This window comes from Nocardia sp. NPDC005366, assembly GCF_040606855.1.
In the GTDB taxonomy this organism is placed as follows: Bacteria; Actinomycetota; Actinomycetes; order Mycobacteriales; family Mycobacteriaceae; genus Nocardia.
Map to the genome: position 1 here is coordinate 23626 of NZ_JBEXFQ010000042.1, position 21483 is coordinate 45108.

The 21483-nt window shown below is 67.5% G+C and carries 21 protein-coding genes; 9 read left to right on the forward strand and 12 right to left on the reverse strand.

The features are described 5' to 3' along the window. Positions 1-843, forward strand: a complete 843-nt coding sequence (locus ABZS43_RS32100) for an acyl-ACP desaturase (RefSeq protein ID WP_355039744.1) — start codon at positions 1-3, stop codon at positions 841-843. Between the two features lie 48 nt (positions 844-891). Here ABZS43_RS32100 and ABZS43_RS32105 read toward each other — a convergent pair whose 3' ends face one another. Further along, complete coding sequence (locus tag ABZS43_RS32105; RefSeq protein WP_355039745.1) at positions 892-1368, reverse strand: PaaI family thioesterase; 477 nt, start codon at positions 1366-1368, stop codon at positions 892-894. A gap of 355 nt (positions 1369-1723) precedes the next feature. On the opposite strand from ABZS43_RS32105, the gene ABZS43_RS32110 reads away from it, so the two are divergent. Next, positions 1724-1927 carry an EF-hand domain-containing protein gene (locus tag ABZS43_RS32110; RefSeq protein WP_355039746.1) on the forward strand — a complete coding sequence of 68 codons (204 nt, stop codon included), beginning with the start codon at positions 1724-1726 and terminating at the stop codon, positions 1925-1927. 99 nt (positions 1928-2026) lie between these two features. Here the strand turns inward: ABZS43_RS32110 and ABZS43_RS32115 are convergent, their stop codons facing one another. Genes ABZS43_RS32115 through ABZS43_RS32125 form a run of 3 tightly spaced genes read right to left on the reverse strand, consistent with a single transcriptional unit; the run spans position 2027 to position 5051 of the window. Next, positions 2027-2794: a glucose 1-dehydrogenase gene (locus ABZS43_RS32115; protein WP_355039747.1), complete on the reverse strand. Its 768-nt coding sequence runs from the start codon at positions 2792-2794 to the stop codon at positions 2027-2029. Next, the gene (locus tag ABZS43_RS32120) at positions 2791-3825 is read right to left on the reverse strand and encodes a phosphotransferase family protein (protein WP_355039762.1); all 1035 of its coding nucleotides are present in this window, start codon (positions 3823-3825) and stop codon (positions 2791-2793) included. Before ABZS43_RS32120 ends, ABZS43_RS32115 begins: the two co-directional genes overlap by 4 nt. A gap of 11 nt (positions 3826-3836) precedes the next feature. After that, a complete protein-coding gene (locus ABZS43_RS32125; RefSeq protein WP_355039748.1) occupies positions 3837-5051 on the reverse strand; it encodes an acyl-CoA dehydrogenase family protein in 1215 nt (404 codons plus the stop codon). A 155-nt stretch (positions 5052-5206) separates the two neighbouring features. On the opposite strand from ABZS43_RS32125, the gene ABZS43_RS32130 reads away from it, so the two are divergent. Further along, positions 5207-6079: a helix-turn-helix domain-containing protein gene (locus ABZS43_RS32130; RefSeq protein ID WP_355039749.1), complete on the forward strand. Its 873-nt coding sequence runs from the start codon at positions 5207-5209 to the stop codon at positions 6077-6079. On the opposite strand, the gene ABZS43_RS32135 is transcribed toward ABZS43_RS32130, so the two are convergent. After that, positions 6076-7299, reverse strand: a complete 1224-nt coding sequence (locus ABZS43_RS32135; RefSeq protein ID WP_355039750.1) for an oxygenase MpaB family protein — start codon at positions 7297-7299, stop codon at positions 6076-6078. The genes ABZS43_RS32130 and ABZS43_RS32135 overlap by 4 nt on opposite strands. Further along, entirely contained in the window at positions 7250-8044 is a 795-nt protein-coding gene (locus ABZS43_RS32140) for a helix-turn-helix domain-containing protein (protein WP_355039751.1), read from the reverse strand. Before ABZS43_RS32140 ends, ABZS43_RS32135 begins: the two co-directional genes overlap by 50 nt. On the opposite strand from ABZS43_RS32140, the gene ABZS43_RS32145 reads away from it, so the two are divergent. Further along, positions 8033-8842 carry an SDR family oxidoreductase gene (locus ABZS43_RS32145; protein WP_355039752.1) on the forward strand — a complete coding sequence of 270 codons (810 nt, stop codon included), beginning with the start codon at positions 8033-8035 and terminating at the stop codon, positions 8840-8842. The two genes, ABZS43_RS32140 and ABZS43_RS32145, sit on opposite strands and share 12 nt — an antisense overlap. 63 nt (positions 8843-8905) lie before the next feature. On the opposite strand, the gene ABZS43_RS32150 is transcribed toward ABZS43_RS32145, so the two are convergent. Next, positions 8906-9061, reverse strand: a complete 156-nt coding sequence (locus tag ABZS43_RS32150) for a hypothetical protein (RefSeq protein ID WP_355039753.1) — start codon at positions 9059-9061, stop codon at positions 8906-8908. A 170-nt stretch (positions 9062-9231) separates the two neighbouring features. Here ABZS43_RS32150 and ABZS43_RS32155 point away from each other — a divergent pair, with 170 nt between their 5' ends. From ABZS43_RS32155 to ABZS43_RS32170, 4 genes are all read left to right on the forward strand, one after another. Beyond that, entirely contained in the window at positions 9232-11121 is a 1890-nt protein-coding gene (locus ABZS43_RS32155) for an ABC transporter ATP-binding protein (RefSeq protein WP_355039754.1), read from the forward strand. Then, complete coding sequence (locus tag ABZS43_RS32160; RefSeq protein ID WP_355039755.1) at positions 11118-12956, forward strand: ABC transporter ATP-binding protein; 1839 nt, start codon at positions 11118-11120, stop codon at positions 12954-12956. Before ABZS43_RS32155 ends, ABZS43_RS32160 begins: the two co-directional genes overlap by 4 nt. Before the next feature lie 366 nt (positions 12957-13322). Next, positions 13323-14426 (forward strand): terpene synthase family protein, encoded by a 1104-nt coding sequence (locus ABZS43_RS32165; protein WP_355039756.1) that lies wholly within the window; start codon positions 13323-13325, stop codon positions 14424-14426. 124 nt (positions 14427-14550) lie between these two features. Then, positions 14551-15831, forward strand: a complete 1281-nt coding sequence (locus ABZS43_RS32170; protein WP_355039757.1) for a sensor domain-containing diguanylate cyclase — start codon at positions 14551-14553, stop codon at positions 15829-15831. A gap of 82 nt (positions 15832-15913) precedes the next feature. On the opposite strand, the gene ABZS43_RS32175 is transcribed toward ABZS43_RS32170, so the two are convergent. From ABZS43_RS32175 to ABZS43_RS32195, 5 genes are all read right to left on the reverse strand, one after another. After that, complete coding sequence (locus tag ABZS43_RS32175) at positions 15914-16786, reverse strand: hypothetical protein (protein ID WP_355039763.1); 873 nt, start codon at positions 16784-16786, stop codon at positions 15914-15916. Between the two features lie 293 nt (positions 16787-17079). After that, positions 17080-18690 (reverse strand): succinic semialdehyde dehydrogenase, encoded by a 1611-nt coding sequence (locus tag ABZS43_RS32180; RefSeq protein ID WP_355039758.1) that lies wholly within the window; start codon positions 18688-18690, stop codon positions 17080-17082. Positions 18691-18748: 58 nt separating this feature from the next. Next, positions 18749-18964 carry a ferredoxin gene (locus ABZS43_RS32185; RefSeq protein WP_355039759.1) on the reverse strand — a complete coding sequence of 72 codons (216 nt, stop codon included), beginning with the start codon at positions 18962-18964 and terminating at the stop codon, positions 18749-18751. Then, entirely contained in the window at positions 18961-19761 is an 801-nt protein-coding gene (locus tag ABZS43_RS32190; RefSeq protein WP_355039760.1) for an SDR family oxidoreductase, read from the reverse strand. The genes ABZS43_RS32185 and ABZS43_RS32190 overlap by 4 nt, the downstream gene beginning before the upstream one ends. Before the next feature lies 1 nt (position 19762). Continuing rightward, positions 19763-20968: a cytochrome P450 gene (locus ABZS43_RS32195; RefSeq protein WP_355039761.1), complete on the reverse strand. Its 1206-nt coding sequence runs from the start codon at positions 20966-20968 to the stop codon at positions 19763-19765. Between the two features lie 405 nt (positions 20969-21373). On the opposite strand from ABZS43_RS32195, the gene ABZS43_RS32200 reads away from it, so the two are divergent. Next, on the forward strand, positions 21374-21483 hold a 110-nt coding region (locus ABZS43_RS32200), incomplete at its 3' end, for an SDR family NAD(P)-dependent oxidoreductase (RefSeq protein ID WP_355039764.1).

Consider the following 21483-nt stretch of genomic DNA (forward strand, 5'->3'; position numbering starts at 1 on the left):
ATGGACATCGAATCCGGATTGATCCCCGTCGAGGACATCACCGAGGCCGTCGACGGGTTCCTCGCCGCCTCCCCGGCCGCGCGGGCCTGGGATGTCGAAACAGCCTTCGACTGGGCACACGCCGACGCGGGTCTGCTCACCGAGGGTCAGCGATCGGCGGTCCAGTTCATCACACTCATCGAAGACCACCTGCCCGGCTATTTCGATGTGTACCACCGCTATTTCCCGGTCGATGACACCGTGGACGCGGCGACCTTCACGCACAATCGCGAGCTCTACCACTTCACCGTCCGGTGGGCGCTGGAGGAGGACACCCACGCCCGCGCGCTGACGCGCTATCAGGAAGCCTCGGGTATGGCCGAACGCGGTGCCCTGCGGTCGGCGTTGGCGGTGGAGGGGCAACGCCCGTTCGATCTGCCCTACGAGCATCCGGTGCAGTTCTTCGCCTACGCGCTGGTGCAGGAGAAGGCAACGCAGATGTACTACCAGCAGCTGCGTGAGGTCGTGGGCGATCCCGTTCTCGGCGCGGTGCTGTCCCGGCTGTCCAGGGACGAGGCGAGGCATTTCAGTTTCATGGCCGAGGTGGTCGGGCGTTATCTGCGGCGACACGGCGACGCCGTGGTCGAGCCGATCCGCGATGTGGTCGCGCATTTCCGCATGCCACTGGCCGACACCATGCGCGGCTATTGGCGCTGGGCTCTGAAAATCGCCGACGTGGCCGAATACGACCACACCGAGGCGTACGAACATCTGGTGAAGGTGATCGACCGCGCGGTGGACGCCCGCACGGATCGGGTGGACGAATTGGTGCGCTTCATCGATCAGTGCCGGACCGTGGCCTGACGACGAACAAGGGGCTCGCGACCGATGTCGCGAGCCCCAACGCCGCGTTCAGCTCCCTGGTTGCAGGACCAGGATCGTGGTCGTGCCGTGGGCGATCAGCTTGCCGCCCGCATCGGTGATCCGCCCCTCGGCGGTCGCGGTACGCCGGCCCACATGCACCACCTCGGCGTCGCAGGTGAGCCTGCTGCCGTCGAGGGTGACCGGCCGGATGAAATTCACCTTCAACTCCAGCGTCGTATAGGCGACACCGTCGTCGAGTCGGGTGAATACCGCACTGCCCATCGCGGTGTCCATGAGGGTGGCGATCACCCCGCCGTGCACGGTGAACATCGCGTTGATCGTGGCCGGATTCGGGTCGAGGTAGTACCGGGTGCGCCCGTCACCCGCGCTGTCGAGCCGGATTCCGAGCGACGCGCCGACGCCCAGATTCTCGCGCAGACCCCGCTCGAATACCGCGGCCAGTTCACCGACCCGCGACGCCACGGTCCCGGTGAGTTCGCTGCCGTTGGTCTGGGTGCTGGTCATGAAATCTTCCTCCCTGCCGAACAAGTGCCGAGTTCGCCGCGCATACGCACCGGCCTCTCAACGCTGACCCATTCCCCGGCCCGGCGCCGCCGCACCTCGGTATTCGATTGGCGCGATCGACATTCGCAATCGACATATCCCGGAGCCGATCACGCCGTCGCGGAATCGCCGAATATGTCATGCCGAGCGGGTATGCATTCGATGCGACTCCGCCGTCCGTGCCGAATTATCGATAATTCGCCCCCGGCCGTCCGCACCTGGCCTACCCTTGATGCGTCAGTTTTCCACTACGGCTCGACCACCTGTCGCGAAGTGGTATTCCACCACTTCGCCTAGAAGTTGGGAGAAGCACCGAATGGACAATCGCGACATTATCGCCGCCTTCGAATCCATGGATCGGGACGGCGACGGCTACGTCACCCGCGACGAATTCTTCGCGCACTACCAGAACGAGGGACGTCAGCCGCACGACATCATCGCCATGTTCGACAGCCTCGATATGGATGGCGACGGTTTGATCGTCAAGCACGAAGTGATGGCCGCCGCGGACCGAATCTGACGGATTCCGTTCGCCGGGCGCCCGGTGTCACGCGTGAATCGGTCCCGGACAGTTGTCCGGGACCGATTCTCTTATCACTGCGGCATCGACTCGAACGGCTCAGTGTCCCGACATCCCTCCGTCGACCGCGAGGGTGGTGCCGGTGATGTAGGAGCTGGCCGAACTCGCCAGGAAGACCACGGCGGCGTCGAGTTCGTGTTGTTCGCCGAGCCTGCCCAGTGGGCTGGTCTGCCGCACGAAGGTCAGCAGTTGCTCCGCGGGAACGGCGGCGGTCATCTCACTGGCGAAATAGCCGGGTGCGATGGCATTCACCCGGATGCCTCGCCGACCGGACCACTGCTGGGCGAGATCGCGGGTCAAACCGATGAGGCCGGCTTTGCTCGCGGCGTAGGCCGCCTGCGGCGCATAGGATTTGATCAATCCGAGCACACTGGCGATATTGACGATGCTGGAGCCGGGTCGCATCCGCTGCCCGCACGCCTGCGCCGCCCAGTACGCGCCGTTGAGATTCAGGTCGATGACCCGGCGGAATTCGTCGGGCTGCTCGCGCACGGCGGGTACGGCGGTTCCGATACCGGCGTTGTTGATCAGGATGTCGATCCGGCCGTATTCGGCCATCGCCGCCTCGGCCATGGCCTGGCACCGGTCGGGATCGGAGACGTCGGCGCCCACGACGAGCGCACGCCTGCCCAGTGCCCGCACCTGTTCGGCGACGATCTCCAGCTGATCGGTCCGGCGGGCGGCGAGTACGAGGTCCGCGCCCGCCTGGGCGAGGGCGAGGGCGAACCCCGCGCCGAGACCCGAACTCGCGCCGGTGACGATCGCGACCTTGTCATCGAGCCTGAACAAATCCAATACGTTGCTCACAACAGCTCCGTCGAGTGAGATCCGGCGCGCGACGTCGCACGCAACGCACGCAATCCGGCGGCCATGAATTCCGGCGTCGCCTCCGCGGCGCGGTGAGCGTCGCCCCCCGCGTCCGAGCCGAGCAGCGCCCGGTGGGTGATGCCCTCGCCGATGACGCCGAGTTTGAAGTTGGCGAGGGCGAGGTAGAAATTCCAGTCCGCCAGGTCACGGCCGGACAGGGTGGCGTAGTGCTGGGCCAGCGCGTCCGGTGACGGTAGCCGTTGGCTGGTCCACGCCGCGTCGACGCCGAGCACGAGATCGAAAACCGGTGCGCGATAGACGCACATCAGCGCGATATCGGTGAGCGGATCACCCAGCGTCGACATCTCCCAGTCGACCACGGCGCGAATGACATCCGGTGCGGCGGAATCGAGAATGGTGTTGTCGATCCGGAAATCACCGTGGATGACCGACGCGTCCGACGACGCGGGAATCGCCTCGGCCAATGCCGCGTGCAGTACCGCGACATCCGGGAGTTCGCGCGTCTTCACCCGCTCCCATTGCCGGGCCCACAGCGCGACCTGGCGAGCGACGAATTCGTGAGGGCGACCGAAATTCTCCAGTCCGACCGCCCGATAGTCGACGGCATGCAAATCCACCAGCGTGGCGACGAGCGCTTTCGCGCTCGCCTCGACCTGCGCGTCGGTGAGCGCCGCCAACTCGGTCCGATCGCGGATCACACTGCCGTCGACGTATTCCACGACGGTCATGGGCGCGCCGAGCGCGGCGCCCTCGGCGTCGAAGGCCACCGCGGCGGCCACCGGCACCGAGGTGCCGCGCAGCCTGCTGATGACGGTGTACTCGCGCGCCATATCGTGCGCGGACGGGGTGAGCCCGCTGGTCGGCGGTCGCCGCACCACCCAGGTCGAGATGTCGTCGTAGGCCTTGAACGTCAGATTCGACCGCCCACCGCTGATGAGTTCGACCCGCAGGTCGCCCTGCACAGCGATGCCAGCCCCGACCAGATATTCGCGCAGCGCCGCGACGTCCATACCGGGCAGTTTCACGAGGACTCGGTTTCCCGCGCCGCGCGCTTGGCCGCGCCGACCACGCGTTTGGCGATAGCCCACCGGTGCACTTCCGAGGGCCCGTCGTAGATCCGGAACGGGCGCACCTCGCGCGACAGTCGCGCCAACGGCATGTCATCGGAAACCCCGAGACCGCCACACATCTGAACGCTGCGGTCCACGATCCGGAAAATCGCCTCGGCGGCGAAGGTTTTCGCGATCGAGGTCGAGTTCGACGCCGATTCCCCCCGGTCGAGTTCCCAGCACGCCCGGGTCAGCAGCGCCCTGGTCGCCGCGATATCGATTTCGTTATCCGCCACCATCTGCTGGATCATGCCGAGATCGCCGAGTTTCGCGCCGAATCCCTCCCGGCGCGCGACATGGGCGACCGCGATATCGTGCCCGCGCCTGGCCGCGCCGAGCCAGCGCATGACGTGGGTCATCCTGGCCGGTCCGAGACGCACCTGCGCGTACTCGAAACCACGATCGACCTCACCGAGCACACCGGCGTCGGGGACGAACAGATCCTCGAAGAACACCTCGCAGTGTCCGCCGAGCATCGACTTGTCCAGCGTGGAGATATGCCTGCCGACGCGCAGTCCCGGTACGTCGGCCGGGGTGAGGAACATGGTCGCGCCGCCGCGATCTCCCGGCTCGCCGGAGGTGCGGGCGAAAATGATGAAGAAGCCGGCGCCGTCCGCACCGGTGATGAACCATTTGTGCCCGGTGATCCGCCAGCCGCCGTCGGCGCGCACCGCGCGCGTGGTCAGCGCCAACGGATCCGAGCCCGCGCCGGGGGCCGGTTCGGTCATCGCGAACGCCGACCGAACCTCGCCACGCGCCAACGGCTCGAGGTACTGCTGCTTCTGCGCCTCGTCGGCGATATGGGCGAGCATATGGACATTGCCCTCGTCCGGAGCGGCGATATTCAGGGCCGAAGGGCCGAACAGCGAGTATCCGGCCTCCTCGAACACCGGCGCGCGATCCGACATGTTCAAGCCGTGCCCGCCGTATTCGACCGGCGCGTGGGGCGCGAAAACGCCCGCCTTCCGCGCGTGCTCCTGCAATTCGACGCGGATCGCGTCACCCCCGGCGGCGGCGATATCGCCGACATACTCGTCCTCGATCGGCAGGACGACGTCGCGTATGAAGGTCCGGACCTGCCCGACCAATGCGGTTGTCTCCGGTGAATACGACAGGTCGATCGGCATCCGAAACTCCTCGGGCGGTGGGTGGCGGGCGGTGGGTGGCGGCAGAACCGGTCAGAACGATCGTTCGGTCACTACATGCCAATACACTGGCATGTTCGTACTCATCGCGTCAAAATGTTCAGAAATCCTGAACAACTTCGGAAAGGGGTCCGCAGATGACGTCGGAGATTCACGAGGCGATTCGTTCGGCCCGGCGCGCGGCCGGTGTGTCGCAACGCGAATTGGCGCGGCGGCTGCGGCTCAGCGCCGCGACCATCAGCGCGATCGAGAGCGGCAAGACCGGGGTCAGCGTCGAACGTCTCCAGGTGCTCGCCGACGCCATGCACGTCGATGTGCGTGACCTGCTCGGCGGTGAGGAGCCTGCCGCGCGAGAACGGGAACCGGGCACGGGCATCCCCCGGGCACACCGGCCGCACGGCGCGCGGCACTGGCGCGAATTCCCGCCACTGGATATCGATCCCGTGCTGGGCGCGGCGATCGAATCCTTCGTCGAGACGGGATATCACGGCGCCACCATGCGCTCGCTCGCCCATCGCGCGGATATGAGCGTGCCCGGCGTCTACCACCGCTATCGCGACAAACAAGAACTCCTCGTTCGCATCCTCGACATCACCATGGACGAATTGCACTGGCGGATCGGTGCGGCACGCGAGGAAGGCGAGACCAGCGTCGAGCGGGTCGCGCTGATCGTGGAGGCGCTCGCGCTCTATCACACCCACCGCCGGGCGCTCGCGTTCATCGGAGCCAGCGAGATGCGCAGCCTGAAAGGGGAGAATCGGCGTCGTATCACCAACTCCCGCAACGCTATCCAATACCTGCTCGACGAGGAGATAGCGTCCGCCGTCGCCGACGGCGCGCTGCGGACCAGACACCCACGCGACGCCGGGCGGGCGATCGCCACGATGTGCACGTCGCTGTCACAGTGGTTCCACATCGACGGACCGTCCACCCCTGAGCAGATCGCCCGCGAGTATTCGGATTTCGCACTCGATCTGCTCAGGAAGACGCCCGCGGGCGACGAACTCTAGGCGATCTTCTCCAGCGGCGGCGCGGACTCGCCGATGGTCGCGTTCGTATCGCCGATGAGCCTGCGCAAGAACGCTTCCTGTTCCCGACGCCCCTGGGCGGCGGCGCGGTCGGTACCGCCTGGTGTCAGCCGGACGACCGCGCTGCGAACGAGGTTGACCGGGATGCGCACCGCCGGATACCACGGTGGGACATAGGCGGGCAGCCCGAGCGTGCGCATCGCTTTCGGACCGAGGAAGGCGGTGGTCATCGACAGATGCTGGACGCGGGCGATCCGGCCGCGCAGACCGGACATATTGGGATAGGTCCACTGCAACGGATCGTCTGCCATCGGGACGGCGAGTTGGCGGCTCGTCTCGTCGGGGTTGGTGATGGCGGCCAGGCAGTGGTACAGGATTTCGACGCCGTCACGGAAACCCGTGGGGAGCCACTGCTCTTCGACGCCGATCAGCCAGCCCACGTACCTGGTCAGATGCGCGGCGGCGGCCATGTCGGCCCGCGAGGGAACGATCCCGAGCACCATACCGCCGACGAACGGGGCCAGCAGCGCGCCGACAAGCGTTGCCGCCATATCGGTTTGATTGATGGGCAGACCCCATTCGTCGCCGCGCCAATCGGGCATGGCGGCGACGTGGCGGCGGACCATCGAATGGATGAACCGCACGTGCAGTGTGGAACGGTAGCCCTGACCGAACAGGTCCATCCCGTTCTCGGTGGAGACGTCCATGGCCCACTGCAGGGTTTCGGCGAATCTGCGCGCGGGGCCCTTCTCCAAGGCGCCGGTGCGGATCAAGGTCTTGTTGAAGCCGGAGGCGAGGTAGCCGCCGAGGAACGAGACGTCGCGGGCGAAATACAGCCCGTCACTGCCACCGGAGCGGAAGACCCGTTCGCCCCGGCGCAGCAACTCGGGATCGACCCAGTCGGGCGTGGCCTCTACACCGGAGAAGAAGGCGCGCAACGGTTCCGGCGCACCGGGGATGCTGTCGACGCCCGCGCGCATGGCCTGCTCGAACAGCGGCCGGGTGGTCGCCATCCCCTCGGCGTACATCCAGTCGACGAGCCGATCCATGGGTTCGTCGCCGACGACGAGGGATTCGCCGAGTTGCCGCCACCGCTGGGGCGAGGGTGCGCCGATCCCGAGCAGCAGGGCGATCGGGCCGAGACCGGGCGGTTTACGGGGCTGGTCGGGGTGTCGAGTAGGCAGATTCGCCGAAGTGGTCATCGTTGACTTCCTCAGAGGTTGTGGCGATACCGTGCTTCATGAGCGGCACGATGGCGGTGCGGACGAAAGCACGGGCCTTGTCCGGATCGGTGAAATCGACGCTGCCGCCGCCCGGTGTGAGCATCAGCGAATGAGCCAGGCGGGCAACGAGTTCGGCGACGGGGCGGGGATCGTATCGGTCGATGAGACCGGCGGCCTGCGCGTGGGTGAGCATGCCGACGATGTAATCGATGCCGATCGCGACCAGGCGCTCCCCCTGGACGGTGTAGAAGCCGAGCGCTTCATCCGGGGCGACGCGCAGCAGTTCGGTGACCAGCCGATGGATACGGGTCTGCAACAGCACGTGCAGCATCGTTTCCTCGATCTGGGCGTCGACGCCGGGCGCGGTGGCCGCGATCGCGGTGACTTCCGCGAGCATGCGCCGGGTTTCGCGGGCCAGGACGGCTTCGACCAGATTGTCCTTGCCCGCGAATCTGCGATGGATGGTGACCCTGTTGATGCCCGCGCGGCGGGCGATGTCCTCCAGGCTCGCGCGGCGGATCCCGACTTGCACGATGCGTTCGAGCGCGGCGTCCATGATCGCCTCGTCGACCTCATCGAATCCGTCCATGTAACGAAGATACAAATCCTGTTGCATTAAGTCAATGAGGGCGGCGTACGGCCTCCGGACGCCAGCAACGCCGCGTCCGGAAGCCGCCAGCACCGCGCCCGGCGCGCGACCAAGCTGCTCCTCATGGATCTTCACTTGCGGGACAAGGTCGCGGTCGTCACCGGCGCATCGAAGGGAATCGGACTGGCCACAGCACGCACACTGCACACGGAAGGAGCATTCGTCGTCGCCGCATCACGGCGTTCGACCCCGGAACTCGACGAACTCGTTGGCGACAGACTCGCCCACGTCGCGGTGGATCTCACCACGCCGGACGGCCCGGCGCGCGCGGTCGGCCGGGCCGAGCAGTTGTTCGGCGGACTGGACATCCTCGTCAACAACGCCGGTGGCCCGCCGCCCGGCGCGGTCCTGCCGCGCTTCTCGTTCAACGACCTCGACGACACCGACTGGCAGGCCATGCTCGAGTTCAACCTCATGGCCACGGTGCGGGCGGTGCGGGCCGCGATCCCGCTGATGCTGGCCCGCCGCGGCGGCGGGTCCATCGTCAACATCTCCTCCACCCTCGCCCACGTACCGAGCGGCATGAATGTCGACTATGGGGTGGCGAAAGCGGGTATCGGCAATCTCACCCAGGCCCTTTCCGAAGAATTCGGACCGCAAGGCATCCGGGTGAACACCGTCTCCCCCGGACCCGTCCGCACCCCCTGGTGGACCGAGGAAGGCGGCGCGGCCGATGTCATCGCCGCGGCCTCCGGCACCGACCGCGACAGCATCCTGGGCGGTGGCGCGGCCGAGATGATGCGACTGACCACCGGGCGGCTCATCGAGCCGCAGGAGATCGCCGACGCGATCGTGCTGCTGTGCTCCCCGCGCTCGGCGAGCACAACGGGGACAGACGTCTTGGTGGACGCCGGGCTGCGCAAAACGGTCTGAGCAGGCGACGCAGTCACGCCGAATTCGGCTGTCGTGCAATAGCCCGCACCGCCCAGGCGGCGATCAGGCGCCGAGGAACGCCTCGCCCTCCACCGATTCCGAGCTCCGCCCGTCCACGCCACGCGGGACGCCACCCTCGATCGTCACCCGGTACAGCACCCGGTCGTATCCCCCAAGTGTCGATTCGGACGAAATCTGTTCTGTCGCTGCGTTTGTCATCGGACCCACCACGATCGGACAGATTGCCTACACCCTCGCTGAAGTTTCTCTTGAAGATCCCTCGCGGCCAGAATTTCCGATCACTCTGATCCAGTTCATTGCCCTAGGCAATGAATTCGGCGCAGTGTTGTCCGGGCGTGTGTGTTCGAAACAGCGGGAGGTATCCGGATATGAGCTACGGCAGAGGCGCATTGCTCGCCGGAGCGGATACCGGAACAGGTGGGGACGCCCGCACCCTGCGCACCGGGCTGGCGATCATGGCACGCGGCTGCGCGCGAATGCCGGGAGCCGCCGCGATCGCGGTCGGCTCCGGGCTCACCAACGCCCTGTGCATGGTGCTCGCCGCGAAAGCCATCGGCTGGAGCACCGAGCACGTGGTGGTCGCCGGGTTCGCCGCGGGCAGATTCCCCGCGGGCGCGGCAGCGACGGGGGCCGGGTTCGTGCTGGCGGTCTCGCTACTGCGGATTCTCACGATCATCTCCCGCGGGATCGCGACCGGAACCATCCAGTACCACAACGAGGCCGAGACCCGTAGAGCCGTGGTGGCCGCCTATCTGCGGCTCGGAATATCCTGGCACCGCAGGCATTCGGCCGGGCAACTGGTGTCGCGCGCGGTCTCCGACGCCGAGACGGCGTGGGATCCCATGCAGCACTTCCCTTTCACGGTCGGCATGTCCTGCATGCTGCTGCTGGTCATGGCCGATATCGCTCTCGCCGATCCGTGGCTCGCCCTGATCGCGGCGATACTCATCCCACTGGTGTTCGCCGCGAACCTGCTCTACCAGCGAGTCCTCGCGCCGCGAGCGCGGGCGGCGCAGCGCCAGCGCGCCGTGGTCAGCGAACTCGCCCACGAGGCGGTCGCCGGACGACAGGTGATCCGCACCCTCGGCATCACCGAGCGCGAGATCGCCCGGTTCGCGACGGCGGCCGACGCCTCCCGCGCCGCCAACCGGCACATGGGCAACGCGAGCGCGATCTTCGATCCGGCGATCGAGCTCATGCCGCCGCTGGCGGCGCTGGTGATTCTCGCCGTCGGGGTCTCCCGCGTCGAGTCGGGGCACCTCGGGGTCGGCGCCCTCGTCGAGGTCATCTACCTGCTCATCACCACTGCCATTCCACTCAATGTCATCGCCCGTTTCCTCGGGGTACTGCCGCTCGGCGTCGCCGGGCATACCCGGGTCGACCAGGTGCTCACCGCCACCGAACGGCCCGCACACGGCGCGCACCGGCCCTCCCGGCATCCCGACGGGGTGGCGCTGGACCTCGTCGGCGTCGACTTCGGCTACCGCGGGGCGCACGCCGACCACGACGCCGTGCGCGAACTGACTCTCGACATCCGCCCCGGCGCGGTGGTCGCGGTCGCCGGGGCCACCGGCTCCGGCAAGTCCACCCTGCTCGCGCTGCTCGCGCACCTGCTCGAGGCGGACCGGGGCACGGTCTCGGTGGACGGCGTCGACACCCGCCTGGTCGCGGCGGACACGGTGCGTCGCAGGACCGCGCTGGTCACCCAGAACGCGTTCCTGTTCGCCGACACCGTGCGAGCCAACATCACCCTCGGCGCGGACGCGCACGACACGGCGGAGACGGAATCAGAACTGCGGCGGGCGTTGCGCATCGCGGGCGCTGCCGGATTCGTCGCCGCACTGCCGGACGGCGTGGATACCGTCCTGAGCGAGGACGTTCAACTCTCCGGCGGGCAACGGCAGCGAATCGCACTGGCCAGAGCCGTCTTCCGACGTCCTGGCCTGCTGCTGCTCGACGACGCCACCTCCGCACTCGATCCGCTGGTGGAACGCGCGGTGGTCGACGCCGTGCGAACCGAGTACGCCGGGGACGAGCGGCACACCACCGTGGTGCTGGTCGGGCACCGCGCCGCCACCATCGCGCCCGCCGACACCGTCGTCTTCCTCGAGGCCGGGCGCATTCGCGCGCGGGGGCCACACCACGAACTGCTCGACACACAGCCCGGCTATCGAGCGCTGCTCGGCGCCTATGGGTTCGACGACCACGACATCGACCGGTACGAGGCCGACGCTACGGCCGCGGGGTCGCTACGGTGAGCGCGTCCGACGCAAACGCCCTGCCCGAGCGCGCATACGGCACCGTCGCACTGCTGCGCCGGCTGCGCCGCGACACGACGTTCTCCGGGCGTTCCCTCGTCGTGGTCCTGCTGCTGGCTACGGTGGCGGCCTCCGGGCGCATCGTCATCCCGGTGACCATCCAGTACGCGCTCGACCACGCGCTGCTCGGCGACGTCGACCAGGCCACCCGCTCACGGGTGATCACCGGCGCGGTCACCGTCGGGGTGGTGGCGGTGGCACTGGCGATGATCGCCTCCGCGGTGATGAACCACCGGCTGGTCCGCACCGTCGAGCAGGCACTGCTGGAGCTGCGGGTGGCGGCTTTCGCGCGCATACTCCGGTTCTCGCCCGCCGACCCGAGGGCCGATTCCGGCGGGGCGCTGGTCGCACGCGTCACCAACGATGTCGACGTCGTCACGCTCTACGCTCAATCCGGTGGAATAACCTTGGTACAGAACATCACCCAGATGCTGCTGGCGTTGGCGGTGATGCTCGTCTATTCCTGGCCGCCGGCCGTTCTCGTACTCCTGATCGGTCTCGGCGTTCCGATAGCCGGGCACAGCCTGCAACGGTGGGTGGGCCGGCGTTTCGACACGGTACGCCGTCACATCGGTGAGCTCTACACCGGATTGCTCGAGGTACTCGTCGGCATCGACACTATTCGCGGATACGGCATCGAGGAGCGGATGGGCTCGCGCGCCGACGCGCAGATCGACGCGGTACGCAACGCGCAGTGCCGGACGCTGTGGCCGATGGGTGTCAACATCTCCATCGGCGAGGTCGCCAGCGGACTCATCACCACCACGGTGCTGGTCGCGGGAACCGCCGCGGGTGTCGGGGTATTCGGGGTCGGATTCGGGTTGAGCGCGGGTGATGTCGTCGCGTTCCTGTTCCTCGTCACCTTTTTCGTGCGGCCGATGCAGTTCGCCGTCAGCAGCCTCGCCGACGCGCGCAACGCCGAGGCCGGGCTGCGCCGCGTCATCGAAATCCTCGATCTCGAGCTGGAAACCGAGACCGGCCGTCACACCGCGCTGCCCGAGGGGCCCGCCACCGTCGAATTGCGCGGTGTCGGATTCGCCTACGTGGCCGACCGGCCCGCGTTGCACGACGTCGACGTGCGCGTCGCGGCGGGCGAACATGTCGCTGTCGTCGGTGAAACCGGTTCGGGTAAGAGCACTTTCGCCAAACTCGTGACCCGCCAATTACTGCCGGGATCGGGTACGGCGACCCTGTGGGGCGTCGATATCGCGGAAATCTCCGACGAGGCGCTCACCCGCCGCGTCGCGATCGTCCCGCAGGACGCCTTCCTCTTCGACCGCACCGTCGAGGAGAATATCTCGCTCGCCCGTGACGGCGCCTCGCGCGAGGAGGTGCTGGCGGTGCTGGCCCAGCTGGAACTCACCGGCTGGATCCGGGGGCTGCCGCAGGGGGTGGACACGCGCGTCGGCCAACGCGGTGAAGCGCTCTCGGCCGGAGAACGCCAACTGGTCGCACTCGCCAGGACCGCGTTGGCGAATCCGGATCTACTGGTACTGGACGAGGCGACCAGCGGTGTGGACGCGGGTACCGACGTGCGGGTGCAGCACGCGCTGGCCCGCCTCACCCGTGGACGTACCACCGTGACCATCGCACACCGGATGCACACCGCCGAAACCGCCGACCGCGTGCTGCTCTTCCACGACGGCACCGTGGTCGAGGAGGGCACGCACGCCGAACTGCTCGCCCGCGGTGGTCGCTACGCGCGCCTGCACGCCGTCTGGGCGCGGGATTCGGTGGCCGCGCCGCGCCGTGTGCCGAGCGAGGTCGGCGGCTGACCCGCCGCATCCACTGTCCGAACGGAGATTCGACATGCCCTCTCGCAGACTGTTCCTCAATGTCGGTGTGAACAGCACCGGCTACCACGGCAACTCGTGGCTCGCCCCGGACGCGGCCTGGGACCGCGATCAGCAGGGCCGGGTCGGTTTCACCCGCTCGCTGCACGATCTCGTGGCCGCCGAACCTGTGACGCCGCGCGAACTCGCCCGCCGCGTCGACGGGGCCACCGCCTGGTCCTCGGCACCCCGGCCGAGGTCGCCGCACAGATTCTGGACTGGTGGCGGGCCGCACCCGCTGTCGGCCCGGCAGATCGGCGGCCAGCCGCTGAGTGTTCTACGTTTGAACGCGGTGTCGAGAGGTAGTTCGTGGTGGTCGAGTACATGCCCGAGGTCGAGGCGCGGATCGAGACGATGCGGGCGGAGTACGAAGAGTCGCGGTCGGGTCGGGGATGGTCGTTGCGGCAACTGTTCAGCACCGGCGATTTCGATATCGCCGCGTTCTGCTCGGATTTCCGGCCGAATGGATTCGGGGCGCTCGCGCTGACCGACACCGAGAACTTCTGCCGCCGATACGGGATATGGCTGGAGTCCGGGGGCGCGCACTACAACAGCATGACCCCCTACCTGCACCCGAACGCGATCACCGCGGAGCGCATGACGCTCATCGGGATCTACAACGCGATCCTGTTCTGGCTCAACGACACCGTCGGCCGGGAGAAATTCGCCAATCTCACCCGCCCCGAACAGCGGCGCGCGGGCGAGACGGTCGAGCGACTATGCGCGCTTCTCGAGACACGCTGTGTCACAAGCGATCCCAGTCCTGTCGAAGCCGCCACCGCCGAATTCCTCACGCTGCTGGCCGGACTCGCCGACGCCGCCTGGCTCGACGATTTCCTCGACTCGACACGCAGCCATCTGCGCGCGGCCATCCGCGACCAGAACGCCCGCGCTCGCGGCGATGTGCTCACCGTCGCGGAGTACATCGACATTCGAGGACATGTCTCCGGCATGTACCCCGCGATCGCGCTCTGCGAGTTCGGACGTGACGACTATCTGCGGCCGGATCGGATCCGCGCGGCTGGGGTGGACGAGGATCTGGGGCGGCTGCGACAGCTGACCGCGGAGATCGGGGCGCTGATGAACGATATGTTCTCCTTCGAGAAGGAGTGCATCGGCGACGGCGCGGATTTCAATCTGATACCCGTATGTCTGTTGAACACACCCGGCGCTCGTCTCGCCGATGCCGTCGAGAACGCCGCCGGTATCGTGCGCGACCGGCTGATCGAGTTCCGCCTGGTCCGCGACCGGCTCGAGGCCGTGCGCCACGACCTGCCCGATCGCGATGTCGCTGATATGGTTGGCGCCCAAGTCGAGGACATGTCGGGGTGCGTGCAAGCCACCTGGGTCTGGCAGATCACCACCCTTCGTTACAAGGGCGCGTCGATCTTCGTCGAGAACCGGATGGCCTGATCGCCGTCGACCTCCGGCGCCTGAAGACGGTCGTCTCTGCGACGGGCTATCGTCGGAAGGACGCAGTACACCGCCCCTCGGCGAACCGGAAGCCGTAGGGCAATGCGACGCATCGAGGGATGTGGTGGACGACATCGAACGTGCCGCACTGGCTCGAACCTGGTGGCAGGCACTTGCCGCCGGCGGCACCGTGCCGACCATCGTCGGCGCAGGTCCCCAACTCCTCTCCGGCCTGGTGGATCAGCTGTCCGCGGCGTTGGACGCCGATCCGTTCGACGCGAACGCCGGTACCAGGGTCGGGGCGGCGCTATGGGCCGCGCACCTGACCGATCAGGCGGTGCCGATGCTCTCCGCCCCGGTGCTGCACGTGCTCGCCGAGCGCAGTGACCGCCCCGACGCCGGGCGACGCCTCGCCGGTCTGCTGACCACGCTCGGCCAGGGACACCAGCGACGGGTGGACGAGGCGGACATCGCGCGGCGGTTCGCACCCGCGGAGAACGATCGCGACCACGATGCGCGGTTCCGCGTCCTGTTCGACAACACCGCCGTGGCGATCGCCATCGGTGACACCGACGGCGTTCTGGTCGAGGCCAATCCCGCCCTCGCCGATATGATCGGCGTCCCCTTGGAGCAACTGCGCGGTATCTCGGTCTACGACTTCGCCCATGCCGATGATCGCGACAACATCCGAACCCTGCTGTACGAGAAACTCGTGCCCGCCCGCGAAGGCACCGTCACACTCGACCAACGTTTGGTCCGCGCCGACGGCAGCATCGGCTGGATGACATTCGCCATCACCTATGTCGAGGGTTCCCACGATCGGCCCGACTGCCTACTCGCCATCGGCGTCGACGTCACCGAGCGGCATGTGCTGCAGGAGGAACTGCACAGGCAGGCCAGACACGATCCGCTGACCGGCCTGCCGAACCGGCGGTACTTGCTCGAACGGATCGAACAGTTGATCGCCGATGCCGACGGCGACAACGACCGAGCCGGATTGTGCTTCGCCGACCTCGACCATTTCAAACACGTCAACGACCACTACGGCCACCGTGTCGGCGACAGAGTGCTCAGTGTCGTGGCGAACCGCCTCTACGACGCGGTGCACGGACGCGGCTGCTTCGTCTGCCGCCTCGGCGGCGACGAATTCGTCGCCCTCATCGCGCCGCCCACCGATGGGGACAGTGTCTCCGTTCTCGCCGACTACCTCCTGGCGGCGTTCGCCGAGCCGATCGTCATCGACGGCACTCGTATCGAGATCTCGGCCAGCATCGGCGCCGTCGTCACCTCGCTGGCCCACGCCGACGCCGAATCCCTGCTCGATGCCGCCGATACCGGCCTGCGCAATGCCAAGCGCAACAGCAAGGGGAACTGGGTCATGCACACGATGCCGCGCTTCGACTGAATCAGCGGGAGCGGCGTATCCCGGGACGAGGCGATGACCAGGATCGGGCTCGGCGTGGCACTCCACACCGAGCCATGAACCGCTAGCCGACCTGCGAACCCACCGCGCCGCCGATGAGGCCACCGACAACGGCGGCGGGAATGCCGACCGCCGCGGCGCCGACCACGGCGCCGATCCCGGCGCCGGCTGCCATCGCGCCCGCCGCGATCGGGACCGCGGCGATCGCCGTCGCCCCGAGCACGGGTACCGCGGCGACACCGCCCGAGGGCACCCCGGCCGCGGCTGCCGCGATGGCGCCGCCCGCGGCGGTCCCCGCCACACCGACGCCGAATCCGACACCGGCACCGATCAGTCCGCCGCCGACCCCCCCGACGACCGCGGCGGGAACGCCTGCGACGGCCGCACCGAGCAGCGCGCCCGTGGCGATATTGCCCGCACGATGTCCGTCGATTCCCGGCGACTGCGACGCCCCCGACCACTGGGCTTCGATGCCGGCGATGCCGTCGTTCACACCGGCCAGCAGGTCGGCGGGGACTTCCTGCGGAACCGGTGCGCTGAAGGCGCCGACACGCAGGGTGTGAGCGGGCTCGGGCTCGATGGTGAACGACTCGGGCGATCCCGGCGATTCCTGCAGCAGTTCCGGACCTGTGGGCACACTCTGCGGAACCGAGTTCGGTCGCGGATCGGTGGGTTCGGCGTGCTGGATGCCGGGATCGTCCGGAGCGACCGGGACGGCCGGGTCGGCCGCTTGCGGACCGATCCCGGGAACCACACCCGGCTCCGGCGTGGCAGCGGGTCCGGTGGTGACTCCCGGCTGCCGCGGCGTCTCGGGCACGGCCTTGGGCTGTATCGTCTGCTCGGGCTGGGTGAGCCCGGGCGGGGCCGGTGTACCCGGATCCGCGGTCGCGGTTCCCGCGCAGACCACCGCTAGAACGATCGGTACCGCACCCACCATGGGCTTCACGGCATTACGTGCCGCGGAGTTCTGTACCCGTCGATGCCGACCTGCCAAGGCAAACACTCCCACTACGTCATGAACCACACGTCGGTTCAGCATGTTAACCGCTGCGCACGGTCAACCCTCTTCCCGGGCAGTAAGTTACAGCACAACCCGGCCCTCTGACATACCGCGGGCCGAACAGAGTTCGTCGCGCCGGAAACACGCCGGACGAATCCCAATCGGCACAGTCGATTTCCATGTCACATCACAGTGGACAGGCGGTGCGCCGCGCCCGAGACCGAACCGGCTCACCGCATTCGGGTACGGCGCATGAAGCGCAATGTCGCGAGCGTGATCTGGAGCTGCCGGTGGTACGGCTGCCCCGCCCGCGCGGCGAGCACCTGACGTTTCTGCACGCCGACGTTGATCGTGTCGGTGTATTTCAGCAAGCCGCTGTCGCCGTGGCGCGATCCCACGCCGGACTGCTTGACGCCGCCGGACGGCGTGCCCTTGGACGCGTAGCTGGTGACGAAACCGTCGTTGATATTGATGTTGCCTGCCGCCAACTGCCCGGCGACGCGCCCGGCGCGGGCCAGGTCTGTGCTCCACACGCTCGCGTTGAGGCCGTATTCGGTGTCGTTCGCCAACCGGATCGCCTCCTGCTCGTCGGTGAACGGGTAGACGCTCACCACCGGGCCGAAGGTTTCCAGCGTCGCGTGCGCCATATCGGGGGTGACATCGGTCAGCACCGTCGCCTCGTAGAAGGCGGGGCCGATATCGGGGCGGGCCTGCCCGCCCACCAGCACGGTCGCGCCCTTGTCCCGCGCGTCATCGATATGGGCCGCGACTCGCGACAGATGGTGGGGCGATACCAGCGACCCGAATTCCGGCGTGTAGTCGTAGGTCGCGCCCATGGCGGCGTTGAGCTCGGTCGCGGCGCCGACCAATCTGCGCAGGAATTCGTCGTGGATGCTCTCGTGCACGTAGACGCGCTCGATATGCATACAGGCCTGACCCGAATTCGCGTAGACGGCGAATACGGCGCCGGGAATCACCTCGTCGAGGTTCGCGTCCTCGAGCACGATCATCGGATTCTTGCCGCCGAGTTCCAGACTGCAGCCGATGAGATTGCGGCCAGCGGCCTCCCCCACGACGCGACCGGTAGCGGTCGACCCGGTGAACATGACGAAATCGGCATTGTCGATCAGGGTCGGCCCGACGTCGGGGCCCTCGCCGCAGACCACCTGGAACAGCCCCTCCGGCAGCCCTGCCCGCCGCAGCAGTTCGACGCCGAACAGCGCGCAGAGCGCGGTCTTGTTATCGGGCTTGAGGACGACGCCATTGCCCGCGATGAGCGCGGGCACCGAATCCGACAGGGCGATGGCGTACGGGAAATTCCACGGCGCGATGACCGCGACCACGCCTTTCGGGCGGTGCTCCTCGGTGGAGGTGGTGAACAGCGGCACCGGGCCGCCGCGCCGGGTCGAACGCAGTATCCGGCGCGCGGTCTTCAGGTAGTGGCTGATGACCATCGGCACATCGCAGGACTCCTCCACCGCCATGCGCCTGGCCTTACCGCAGCCGATCTGGATGAGATCGGCGACGGTCTCGCATTCACGCACCATCAGTTCGTGGGCGCGTTCGAATACCGCCAGTCGGCGCCGCAACGGCCATGCGGCCCATTCCCGTTGCGCCGCACGGGCCTTCGCGTACGCGGTGACGATATCGTCCGGCCGCGACTGCGGCAGAGCGCCGTAGACCGCGCCGGTGTACACCTCGACCATGTCATAGGGCGCTGGGGCGTCGGCGCTGTCGGCCGGGGCGGCGGTGACGAGCGCGGTCAGCCGGGCGATCAGTTCGGGGGTGATCCGGGCGGGCAACGCGGCCACTGGATCGGATCGGGTTTCGGTTGTGCTCATCGACTCTCCATGAGAGGTTCGGAATCCGGTCACGCGGGCGATTCGGCGTTCGCGGGCGTCAGCCCGCTCCCGCCGCCCCCTCCTCGGCCACGATCGACAACGCCTGTGTCGGGCAATAGCGGACGGCGCGCTCGACGTCGGCGCGCTTACTCTCGTCCGGTGTGGCGTCGAGGATTTCCACCGTGCCGCGTTTGGGCACGGAGAACACCTCGGGGGCCTCGTCCTGACAGACCGCATGCCCCTGGCACAGATCGGGGTCGACGTGGATTCTCACTCCTTCGGCTCCCCGTTGTCCTTCGGGCGCAACGGCGCTTCCGGCTGTACCTCGACGAGCACAAGGTGCGCCCCGCGCGGTGTACTCACCACCGCGACCACGGCCGCGGCCAGATCACTCGCGCGCAGCATGTACGGATGCCTGGCGAAACCCCAGTCCTTCCAGTCCTGCAACATCGGCCCGACCACCTCGGGCGTTGACGTCATGCCCATTCCGGTGAGGGTCGGCCCCGGACGCACCAGCGAGGCCCGGACGCCGGTGCCCTCCAATTCCATGCGCAACTGCCCTGCCATCGCCTCGAGGCCGGCCTTGGCGGCGCTGTACGCGGCGGTGCGCGGGCGCGGCTGGTCGGCGCAGTCGGAGCTGATCAGGACGAAATCGCCGCGCTGCCGCTCGATCATCCCGGGCAGCACCCGATGCGCCAGCCGGTGCGCACCCGCCAGGTGCACGCCGATCTGGGCGACGAATCGCGCCGGATCCATCTCGTGCACCAGGCCGAATTCGATATCGCCGGCGCCGGAGACCAGGATCTCGACCGGACCCAATTCCTTCTCGGTGGCTGTCACGAAATCATCGACCGAGCCGGTCTCGGAGACATCGAGCGGGTAGACGAAGGCGGTGCCGCCGTCGGCGCGGATCTTCGCCGCGAGCTCCTCGCATTTGTCGACTCGGCGCGCGCCGAGTGCGACCGGATGGCCCAGATCGGCCAGCGCGACCGCGGTGGCGGCGCCGATACCCGACGACGCACCCGCCACGAGTACGGTCCGGCGTTCGGGATGGGGTTCGAAACGTGGCATCTCAGCGCACCTCCACGACAATGGGTAGTTTGGCGAATCCGCGGACATTGGTGGAATGCACCCGCTCCATGCCCGCCGTTTCTACCTCGTAACTCCGTACCCGCGCGGCGAATTCACCCAGGGCGATATTCGCTTCGAGGCGGGCCAGATGCGCGCCGAGGCAGAAGTGGACACCGGCGCCGAAACTGGTCAGCGCGGCCTTGCCGGGACGTCCGATGCGGAAGGTGTCGCTGTCGTCGAAGACGTCGGGATCACGATTGGCCGAGCCGATGAGCAGCAGCACCTTGGAATCGGCGGGAATGGTGCCGTACGGGTATTCGATATCGACGGTCGCGGTGCGCGCGATGATCTGACTGGAGGCGTCGTAGCGCAATGTCTCCTCCACCCAGTCCGAGACGAGTTCTCCCTCGGCCGCGACCTCGGCGTACTCGCCGGGATTCATACCGGCCCAATACAGGGCATTGCCGAGGAGTTTGGTGGTCGTCTCGTTACCCGCGACGACCATCAGGAACAGGAAGCCGATGATCTCCTCGTCGGTCAGCCTGTCGCCGTTCATCTCGGCGTCGAGCAATGCCGAGGTCAGATCATCGGCGGGATTCTTGCGACGATCGGCCACCAACTCCGTGTAGTAGGTGATGAGCGTGATGGACGCGTGCGCGGCGGCCATCGGCACGTCGAGTACGCCGTCCTCACGGTGCACCACCAGATCGGCGAGTCTGCGGATCTCGGCGCGATCCGCCTTCGGCACTCCCATCAGCTCCGAGATCACATCCATCGGCAGCTTGCCCGCGACCTCGTCGATCCAGTCGAAGCGGCCTTCGGCGAGAGCGGGTTCCAGATAGGAGACGGTCAGTTCCCTGATGCGGTCTTCCATCTCGGCCACCCGTTTCGGGGTGAAACCTTTGAAGACGAGTCGGCGCATCCGCAGGTGCCTCGGATCGTCCATGGCCAGGAAGGACATCACCTTGTGCGCGTGCGGACCCCAGGCGGCCGGGTCGAGCGAGACGCCGTTGGCACTGGAGAGTCGCTGGTGGTCGCGGAATCCGGCGATGACATCGGCGTGCCTGGACAGCGCCCAGAAGTCGAGGTTCGCGTTGTAGTACAGCGGCGCTTCGGTGCGCAGGCGCTGATAGGTGGGGTACGGGTCGTCGTGGAAGCGGTAGTCGTACGGATCGAATGTCAGCGGCTCCAACGACGCGGCGGTCATCGTGCACATCCGAAATTCGAGAACGCGTTCACGCTACGAGAACGCGCCGCCGAGCCACCGAGAGACACATAGCTGGACATGTGTCCGGACACTACCAGCGCCAGGGGATCCAGACAATGTTTCTCCTTATTTCACTAGCAACTTCCCACGAACAGCCCGAGCGAGGCGACTCCGTGCGGCCACCTTGCCATACGGTGGACGAAGGCGGGCGCGGCATATCGTTCTGAAACCTGTTCTTGCGCCACGTCACGCTCCGTGCCTATATTTCCGTACACGTGTCCAGACAGTAAAGGAGTCTCGCGTGGCAGGTCGTCTTCCCACCGTCGCACCGCGTCGGCGCATCGACGGCGCGCGGACCGGACGCGAAAACGGCGCCGTCGCGAGGATCTCAGAGGAGCACAACCCATGACCCGTTTCACGGGAAGATCCGTCATCGTCACCGGAGCCGCACAGGGCATCGGCGCGGCCTACGCACAAGCCCTCGCCGCCGAAGGCGCGCACGTCGTCGTCGCCGA

Coding starts and splice junctions, on each gene's coding strand:
- ABZS43_RS32195 (WP_355039761.1), bottom strand. CDS start 20,968: ATGACCGCCGCGTCGTTGGAGCCGCTGACATTCGATCCGTACGACTAC.
- ABZS43_RS32110 (WP_355039746.1), top strand. CDS start 1,724: ATGGACAATCGCGACATTATCGCCGCCTTCGAATCCATGGATCGGGAC.
- ABZS43_RS32100 (WP_355039744.1), top strand. CDS start 1: ATGGACATCGAATCCGGATTGATCCCCGTCGAGGACATCACCGAGGCC.
- ABZS43_RS32135 (WP_355039750.1), bottom strand. CDS start 7,299: ATGACCACTTCGGCGAATCTGCCTACTCGACACCCCGACCAGCCCCGT.
- ABZS43_RS32180 (WP_355039758.1), bottom strand. CDS start 18,690: ATGAGCACAACCGAAACCCGATCCGATCCAGTGGCCGCGTTGCCCGCC.
- ABZS43_RS32175 (WP_355039763.1), bottom strand. CDS start 16,786: ATGGTGGGTGCGGTACCGATCGTTCTAGCGGTGGTCTGCGCGGGAACC.
- ABZS43_RS32105 (WP_355039745.1), bottom strand. CDS start 1,368: ATGACCAGCACCCAGACCAACGGCAGCGAACTCACCGGGACCGTGGCG.
- ABZS43_RS32150 (WP_355039753.1), bottom strand. CDS start 9,061: ATGACAAACGCAGCGACAGAACAGATTTCGTCCGAATCGACACTTGGG.
- ABZS43_RS32190 (WP_355039760.1), bottom strand. CDS start 19,761: ATGCCACGTTTCGAACCCCATCCCGAACGCCGGACCGTACTCGTGGCG.
- ABZS43_RS32155 (WP_355039754.1), top strand. CDS start 9,232: ATGAGCTACGGCAGAGGCGCATTGCTCGCCGGAGCGGATACCGGAACA.
- ABZS43_RS32120 (WP_355039762.1), bottom strand. CDS start 3,825: ATGGACGTCGCGGCGCTGCGCGAATATCTGGTCGGGGCTGGCATCGCT.
- ABZS43_RS32125 (WP_355039748.1), bottom strand. CDS start 5,051: ATGCCGATCGACCTGTCGTATTCACCGGAGACAACCGCATTGGTCGGG.
- ABZS43_RS32130 (WP_355039749.1), top strand. CDS start 5,207: ATGACGTCGGAGATTCACGAGGCGATTCGTTCGGCCCGGCGCGCGGCC.
- ABZS43_RS32145 (WP_355039752.1), top strand. CDS start 8,033: ATGGATCTTCACTTGCGGGACAAGGTCGCGGTCGTCACCGGCGCATCG.